The organism is Aeromonas sp., from assembly GCF_050633025.1.
Classification (GTDB): Bacteria; Pseudomonadota; Gammaproteobacteria; order Enterobacterales; family Aeromonadaceae; genus Aeromonas.
The window spans coordinates 1-7,894 of the sequence record NZ_JBODRQ010000142.1 but is presented as its reverse complement, the minus strand read 5'-3'; the positions used below and the strand labels follow the sequence as shown (position 1 = coordinate 7,894).

The following is a 7,894-nucleotide window of genomic DNA, read 5'->3' as shown; positions in this document are numbered from 1 at the left end:
TCCAGCCCAGCGGCGCCACCTTCATCGTCATGGCCGCGCCGGAACCCGCAGCGCCAGGGTTGCCGCCGTCCAGCTCAAACCAGACCTGAGTGGCGGTGACCTGCATCACCCTATGCTCGCCGTTGTAGGCGGCAGGCGATACCCCCTCGACCTGGACAACTGAGTCTTGCAGATAGGCATGGCCACCGGTAAAGGTCGCCACCGCGCACCCCTTGGCGGCATCGAAAGCCAGCGCGTTGATGGTCAGGGTACCAAAGCCGGTGACCAGCACCGCCTTGAGCAGCGCCGCCAGAGCGCCCTCTGCGGTATCGCCCAGACTCGGGGCGCCCTGCATCTCGCTTGCAAACCATTTGACCTTGTATTCAGCCATCGCTTTTCTCTCCACGGGCAAGGCGCAACGCCTCACCGGTTAACGGTTGACGTTGCCCCTGAGCTGGGCCTCGAAACGGTCGGTATCCACTGCCGCCACCGACTGCAAGATGGTGCGGATAAACCAGATCGGGTAATTGGCGGCGTAGGTGTTGAAGCGCAGCACGTTGCCCGCTGCCCAACCGGCCCCCCAACCGCGCCGGTCAAGCCTGAAATAGGGCTGGCCGTTGTTGGGGTTGATGGGGGCAAAGTCGGTATTCACGTCCCCCACCGCAATTTGGCCCACATGCTCGCCGACCAAAATAAACGTGGTGGTGGTCTGGAAGATGATGGCCCAGCGCTCTTGCAGGGTCGCCCGGTTGGTCACCACGATCGGGAAATCCGTGTCGTTGTATTCCGCCGTGCAGGGGTCGCCAATCAGAAAATCAGACCAGTTATTTGTCCAGGTGCGTTGGTCGAACAGCGCCCCATAGCGGGCCCACAGGTCACCGATGATCAGGGCGCTGGAGACCAGGGTATCCGCCGCCTCATAGTTGTGACTGAGGGGCCGAGCCAGGGTGATGCGGCCCGAGATCTCCACATCAGTGGCCAGGCTCATATCCTCGATCCGGTGAACCACGGTCAGCGGCTCCACATAGCCGGTCAGGTTCAGCGGGCTGGCCAAGGTCACCATCCCGCTGTTCATGTTGACGCTGTAGAGCTGCGGCGCCAGCTCCTTGCCGTTCTTATCCTCCACCCGGCAATAGGCCAGCCGTTCCCGCCCGGTGTTGAGCTGCTGCCCGGCCTGCACTCCCATAGGGAAGGCGCTGCGCTTGGTGGAATGCACCACCACGATGTACCCCTTGCGAATAAAGGGCACCCGGCCATCGGATGGCAGGCGCACCGGATCCAGCTTGATCAGATCCGCATCGAGCGGCAGATAGCTATAGACCACCGCATTAAACCGGATGGTGTCAGCCACTACCGACAAGGGGCGCCAGATCTTGCCATCGACCACCATGTCGGGGTCAAACCAGGGTTTACCCTCGTTGCCCGCTGCCGTCACCAGGCGGCCAAAGCGTACCGATACCACCCCAGTCTGATAGTCCACCTTGCCGCTCACATCCTGGCTGGTGATGGTACCATCGCCGTTGGCGGTCACCTCGAACCGGCGCCCGTCTGCGGTGTTGCCGCTCAGGTAGAGGCTGGATGGCGCAATGGGTGCCCCCGGCGTCCTGAATGTCACCTCATCCACCGTCTGGGCTACCAAGCTGGTGACCAGCGAACTCAGGGTAGGCACTGGCGCCGCACCGGGGTTCCAGACCGTGACGGTCGCCTTGCCGGTGGCGTAATCCAGTGTCCCGGCCTGCTCACCGGCTCCGGTGGCGGGGTCGATGTTGCGATAGAGGATCCCTTGCCTGTCCACATAAACAGACCCACCCAGGGCAAAGCGCACTGAGTTGGCCAGGATCGCCTCGCCGTTGCGCGGGGTGATATCCAGCACCAGCGGGGTAGCCTTAACAGTGTCCTGGCCCGCGCTGCTGGCGTTATTGCTGCGGTACTCCACCTCGACCCAACCACTGTCGTCCACCGGGAACAGGTAAGCCGCCTGCACATAGTAGATCTCCACCAACGTCCAGCGCTGGCGGGCAATGGTGTTGCCGTGGCCATCGCCATAGGTGCCGATAGTGCGCCACTCATAGCGGGTTTTCGGAATGCCGCCCTGGCCATCCGGCTTGATGGTGATCTGGCCGGTGGTGTAGTTGACGGTGCCCCGTTCAACCCCTGCCGCATCCAGCAGCTTGCCCGCGCCGTTGTCGCGCACACTGATGATCGGGTCACGGGTAGCGATCACCAGTTCGGTATCGTCCTTCACATCCTCATAAAGGGCATTCCAGCGCAGCGAGACCATTCTTGGGGTCAGGTTCTGCTTGGTCAGCTGCAGGGTGATCGTCCCGTCCGGGTTGCGGGCCGGGTAGTCAAAGCGTTGGGTGTCCGGGTCGCCGTACTGGTAAACAACCTGGTACTCCTGACCGCCATCTGGCAGGGTCGCCACCCGCAGGGCCAGATCGCCGGTCACATAATTGATGGTGCCGGTGGCATCGCCGGTCAGCTGGCCCGCCCCGTTGTCGATGGCGGTTTTGGTCGCGCCACCGGCTTGCCAGGTCAGGGTCAGGCTGTTGGGGGTGATCCCCTCATGGGCCAGCTTATGGGTCAGCTGCACCGGATCCAGCACCATGCTGGCGCGGTTGAGGTAAGAGACCTTGGTGCCCCAGCTGAACATGATCGAGCTGTTCACATCCGGCAGCGCCCCCAGGGTCAGCACCACAGAGCCGGTGGTGAAGTTGAGCAGGCCAGAGCCATAGGATTTGTCCTGGCCAAACAGCTCCCCGCGCCCGTTGTCTTTGAGGTCGTACCATTTGCCCTGGGCCAGATAGCTGACGGTCAGCGAACCGGGGCAAGGGGTGGGCAGCAGGGTCGCGGTGTAGGCATAGCCCCGGTTGTTGGCGGCGATCTGGATCTGGGCCGTGTCAGCGATGCGCGATGGCATCACTGCCGGGCGAAAGCTCACGGTTTTGCTGGCCGCGCCATAGTTCGGGCACTGGCTGTTGAAGGTCAGCAGGCCGCGCCCGTAGTCGATAGCCCCCACCACGGTACCGACCAGGAACAGCTCGCCGCCCTTGTCGGTGATCACTGCCGCGCCGATGGTGACCGATACGCTGCCCGGCATGGCACCAATCCCCAGGAACAGCCCCTGACTGGGGCTGACCGGTGAGGTGGTGGTGAAGGTGTGGGGACTGCCCACCCCGGATTCCAGCAGAGCGCCCAGCTCACCGGCAGCGGTCAGATCCACCACCGGGGTTTCACTGCGGGCACTGGGTACCAGCTGGGTGAAAATGGTCTTGGCCTGCACCCGCATTGCCCCCAGCGCCGCATCCGCGACCAGCTTGGTGGTTGAAAAGTAGTTGGCGGCATCGGCCACCACGGTTTCCCGCAGGGTGGTCTTGGTGGTTGCCTGGTCATAGGGGCTGGGCTGCTCCCCTTCAAAGGTGTGGCGCAGCGGGTCAGTGATCACGCAAGTGACCACGTTGCGGGTGAACTCGCCCTGATAGCCAGCCACCCCGAACTTGCGCAGCTCGGCGGTTACCCGGTCAACCCGTACATACTGCTCAACCTCGTTCCCCTTCCCTTCGTTGCCGACCAGCACCAGCACCTCCCCGACCTCCGGCAACCGCACCTCGACCCGTTGCAGGATGCGGATCGCCCGCTGCCCTTCCAGCTGGGTATCGTAGAGCACCCCTTGCCACTTCGGGCCTCGGGCCTGATAGCGCTCCAGGGTGTTGCGGGCGTTGCCGCGTGTGTCGTTGTGGTCTTTGGTGGTCATCAGCGTCAGGTTGACGCTGGGGTCACTGGGCGGCAGCAGCACCATGGCATTGGCGCCATAGTAGGTGTCGGTGTCGTCCGTCTGCACCGCCAGAAACGCCTTGCGCATATTCACGGTGCCATAGGCCCGATCCATATCGCTGACGTCAGGGAACAGGCTGTTATGGTTGCCGCTGATGATCTCGCGGCCAGTGATGCGACCACCGCCATCATCGGTATCAACCAGGCGCTGGCTGGCCAACAGCACGATATCGCCAGAGAGAATGGTCATGGGGTTACCTCTGTCAGATTCAGGGTCAAGGCATAGGGGTCGCCCCCTTCCGGGTCGGCCATCTCGATCAGTGGCATGGCCACCACGCCAGGGCGGCGCCACACCACGCTGCGGGCCACGCCATCGAGCAGGGTCAACGTCATCAGCCGAGCCACCTGCGCCTCCAGCACCTTGAGCTCCTGCACCTTGGCACGGGAGCAATGCCCGCTCAGGGTCAACGGCCGTCCCTCTGGCTTGGCGGTCTCCTCCACCAACAGGGCGCCGCACAGGGTCGGGGTCACCACCTGCTCGACCGGCGCCCACTCGAACTCGTCGCGCCAGACCAGATCATCTGGCAGCAGCACGCTGTTTAAAGTCACGTTCATTGGCGAAGTCCTTGCTGTTTAAGAAGGGAAATCAGGGCATTAGCATTGGCCTCATCGGCCTGCAGTTCGGCCGAGCCCCCTGCCCCTTTGAGCTCGATAGTGATCCGCTCGGATAAGGGCCTGCGTGTCCCTGGGGTGTTGGCGCTGGGGGTAGATGGCTCTGCAGTTGGGACTGGTGGCTGGGCGGCGGCCTGATTGGTTTTGGCACTCTCTTTGGCCAACGCTTTGTTGAGCTCCTCTTTGAGGCGGGCCTGCATCGCCTCCATCTCTTTTTGGAACTTCTCGCCGTAATACTTGCTCCACTCGCTGTAGGCCGGAATGTCCTTGACCTTCTGGCTGTAGCGGGCCAATTCCTCCTCCACCCCGGCCAAGGTATTGGCCAGCCCCTCGGCATTGCCGCGCAGGCTGTTGATATCCACGCTCTTGTAGTAGAAGGAACCGGCGTTCACGGTGCGGGTGATATCGCCTCGACCACCGCCCCCGCCACTACTGGTGAGGCTGGCATTCGTCTGCTTGGCCTCATCCTGTACCCCTTTAAGCCCCGCCCGCATCGCATCAGTGGCCCCTTTGGCCCGTGCGGCCGCCTCGTCAAAGCCATCACCAATGGCAGCGACGGCCTGCTTGGTATCGCCGCTCCCCCCTTTCACCTTGGCCATGGCATCGGCGGCGATGGCCATAGAGCGGGCCAGCGCATCCCCGGTGATCTTGCCCTGGGCGGCCAGTTGCTTCTGACGCGCGATCACCGCATCGATCTCGGCGGTGGTCTTGGCGCTGTTGTAGGCGGCGGCCAGCGCCTCCTCGATGGCGGCACTACTGGCACCCGTGTGCGCCACCAATACATCCAGGGCGCTGATGGTCTTCTGAAAGCCCTCGCCGATACGGCCATTGGCCTGCTCGAAATCGAGGCCAAGCACCTTAAACGCCTTGGCCAGTTCTGCCGCCCCATCGACGCTTTGGCGGGTGGCTTGCCCCATCAACTGCTGCTCGCTCACCATACGCTGCGCGGCCTGGGTGGAGCGACTGTCCAGTAGCAACAGGGTCTCGACCACCGCAGCCAACTGCTGGCCCCAGCCCTGCCACTGGGGGGTGGATTGGGCCAGCAGTTCGCCACTCTCGGGCAGGCTCTGCTGCAATGCCTCCTGCGCGTCGGTCAAGGTGGCCGTTGCCGTGGCCGCCTGTGCACTGCCGGGGCCAAGAGCCTCCAGCTCGGTCAGGAGCCCTTGCAGCTCTTCGCGGCCAACAACACGGGCAACCAGCTCCAGCGCGAGTTTTAGGGTTCGGGGGTCTGACATGAGCAGCCTTACCAATCAGTGAACAGACATGCTCATTCTGCCCATGCAAGGCGATGCCAAGGGGTTATGGTGGATTAAAAAAAGAGCGCCACAAGGAGGTGAAACGCTAGAATGAAAGGAAGGATGTGTGATATTTTGCCACTCCATCCCTGCATAAAGGGATGGTTAACAGCCAATATTTGTATGGTTTACAAGCGAATTCGTGTGTACTCAGCCTCTTCTTGGCGCTAAGCTTGCTGGCAAGCTTAGCGCCAAGAAGAGGCTGAGTGACCAACCAACTGTCAGGCACGGCAACAAAGGAGGTGCAACATGACAATCTCGATGCACTCTTTACTGCAAAAAACTGAGGTGGTGAAAGAGGTCAGCGATAACAGCTTTCCGCGCCCCATCCAGATCCGCCGTGATATCACCAGATACAATCAGCCAAGATACATAGTGCTGTGGCGTGATGAGTTTGAAACCAAGCGCAACGACAGCAGTGCAGAAAGTTACTACATCGAACCGATCGCAGAGCTGTTGGTCAAGAATGACAAGCTCCGTTATGCCGTCAAACCGTCGAGTCACCACAGAGTTAACTCACGTTTTGACGAAGCGGTAAAATGCGCAGTCAACGAAGCGCTGACCCAAGAGCTGCAACTGCTGGCATAAACAAAGAGTGGTAAAAGCCTGATCTCCGAATCAGGCTTTTTTATTTTTGAGACAAGTCCGGGAAGACTATGGCCCCCAATCTGGTTCAGACCTACCGCAAACAACTCGATACCGACCCCGAAGGCATGACAAATGAGGTGACCTTTCAGCACTTCATGATCGCCCGACGCAGATTGGCAATACTGGCGCTGACTGAATATCGCATGAGCGACGACAGCGACTTTTCATGCTGTCTGGTGGTAACCGAGCTGGGGGTGGATGAGTGGCTGACCGATGCTATCGAAGATGACAGCCAGTGGAGCGAGGAAGAGCTGCTAGCCTCTGTCGCAGATGCCCGCACCGGCAACGATACGGTTGTGGGCCGCTTTGTTTATAACCCGGTACAGTTACCCATCAATGCAGAAGCACAAGATCAACAGGGTATTCAAATCCGTGGCGCCTTTATCGACCCGGATTACCGCAGCGGCCTTGCACGACAAGTGTATCAATATCTGCGGGGAAAATATGGCTGCGTGGTCAGTGATGATATGCAAACCCTGAGCGGGGCCCTGCTCTGGTTGATTGGTATCAATCAACTCACCTCACAATGTATTGAAGTTTACGACGCACAGCGTCAGTCCATTCGCGGCTATCTCGGCTACCCCATCAAACCGGGCAGCTTCAAACCTTGGTGCCTGACCGGGTTAACCCACCAGCAAATCACCCAAGAGAGCAGCAGCAAGTTTGATGTCGTCGATTATGCAGAACACGACGACAAACGCCATATCCTGTTTCTTTTACGCTGACCTCTATTGTTGCCGCGACCATCGATAGCGGCAAACCCCTCTGCTTGTTTATTCCCCTCTTGTAAGCCGCTGGCTACCGTTAACGGTGGCCAGCAGCTGCGCCGTTTCGGCGATAGTTTTATCAGGGAGTGGGCGTAGGTGCGATTAGCCGGCAGGCGTAATCGGACATTCGCCAAACCTCACCCGCCAAGGCGGCCAGATCTTCCCGACCGGTAACCTTGGCCGCCAGCTCCAGGGCAAGTTTGAGGGTGGAAGAGGTGGGCATGGCGCTATCTCGTTAAAGTGCGATAGCTCCTACTTTGAAATTCATTAGGAAGATTAAGGGTTTATGATGAATTAAAGATATGAGACAGGGACAAAAATGCTGGCAGGAACTAACATAAAGAGCAAAAAACAGCCAGTACCTTTACGATTAACAAAATGTGGGGTATTATAAATTGTAAAGGTAAGAAAGTGTTCATAGACGGAGACTACTATATGAGCAACCAGTCATTACTTCATGAGTCCGTACAGACTCTGACGGAAAAACTTAACGGCGACGCTATTGCATTAGCCATCACAACAAGAGTACTAAACCTTGTCAATGAGGTGTCTGATGAGCTCAAAAGTCAATCTGAACGTTTTGCGGCGTTACCAGATGAACAATTGCTCAGCGAGTTATTTTTGACTCTTGCCACACATAGGACAATGGTGAGTCAAAGGCAACTACGTAAGCAAGCTCAAAGGTTAAAAGCTGAAAACTATTTCCTAGATACTATTAAGGAAAATGGTGGGTTGTATAAGGCCGGTGAGGTGGCAAAT

7 protein-coding genes and 1 pseudogene are annotated in these 7,894 nt (G+C 59.3%); 3 read left to right on the top strand and 5 right to left on the bottom strand.

The genetic code is table 11. The annotated features are described in order from the left end of the window. From ACRAUW_RS15320 to ACRAUW_RS15305, 4 genes and pseudogenes are all read right to left on the bottom strand, one after another. Positions 1 to 370 (bottom strand): annotated as a pseudogene (locus tag ACRAUW_RS15320) (hypothetical protein); the annotation flags it as partial. A gap of 39 nt (positions 371 to 409) precedes the next feature. Beyond that, entirely contained in the window at positions 410 to 4,003 is a 3,594-nt protein-coding gene (locus tag ACRAUW_RS15315; RefSeq protein WP_431362964.1) for a curculin (mannose-binding) lectin protein, read from the bottom strand. Beyond that, entirely contained in the window at positions 4,000 to 4,368 is a 369-nt protein-coding gene (locus ACRAUW_RS15310; protein ID WP_431362963.1) for a hypothetical protein, read from the bottom strand. The genes ACRAUW_RS15315 and ACRAUW_RS15310 overlap by 4 nt, the downstream gene beginning before the upstream one ends. After that, positions 4,365 to 5,660, bottom strand: a complete 1,296-nt coding sequence (locus tag ACRAUW_RS15305; RefSeq protein ID WP_431362962.1) for a hypothetical protein — start codon at positions 5,658 to 5,660, stop codon at positions 4,365 to 4,367. Before ACRAUW_RS15305 ends, ACRAUW_RS15310 begins: the two co-directional genes overlap by 4 nt. A gap of 309 nt (positions 5,661 to 5,969) precedes the next feature. Between ACRAUW_RS15305 and ACRAUW_RS15300 the strand changes: the two genes are divergently transcribed. Continuing rightward, positions 5,970 to 6,308: a hypothetical protein gene (locus ACRAUW_RS15300; RefSeq protein WP_098968960.1), complete on the top strand. Its 339-nt coding sequence runs from the start codon at positions 5,970 to 5,972 to the stop codon at positions 6,306 to 6,308. A 68-nt stretch (positions 6,309 to 6,376) separates the two neighbouring features. Then, positions 6,377 to 7,093, top strand: a complete 717-nt coding sequence (locus ACRAUW_RS15295; RefSeq protein ID WP_148610715.1) for a hypothetical protein — start codon at positions 6,377 to 6,379, stop codon at positions 7,091 to 7,093. A 121-nt stretch (positions 7,094 to 7,214) separates the two neighbouring features. On the opposite strand, the gene ACRAUW_RS15290 is transcribed toward ACRAUW_RS15295, so the two are convergent. Continuing rightward, complete coding sequence (locus ACRAUW_RS15290; RefSeq protein ID WP_431362961.1) at positions 7,215 to 7,358, bottom strand: hypothetical protein; 144 nt, start codon at positions 7,356 to 7,358, stop codon at positions 7,215 to 7,217. A 212-nt stretch (positions 7,359 to 7,570) separates the two neighbouring features. Between ACRAUW_RS15290 and ACRAUW_RS15285 the strand changes: the two genes are divergently transcribed. Further along, a partial coding sequence (locus ACRAUW_RS15285) for a hypothetical protein (RefSeq protein WP_431362960.1) occupies positions 7,571 to 7,894 on the top strand: 324 nt, incomplete at its 3' end.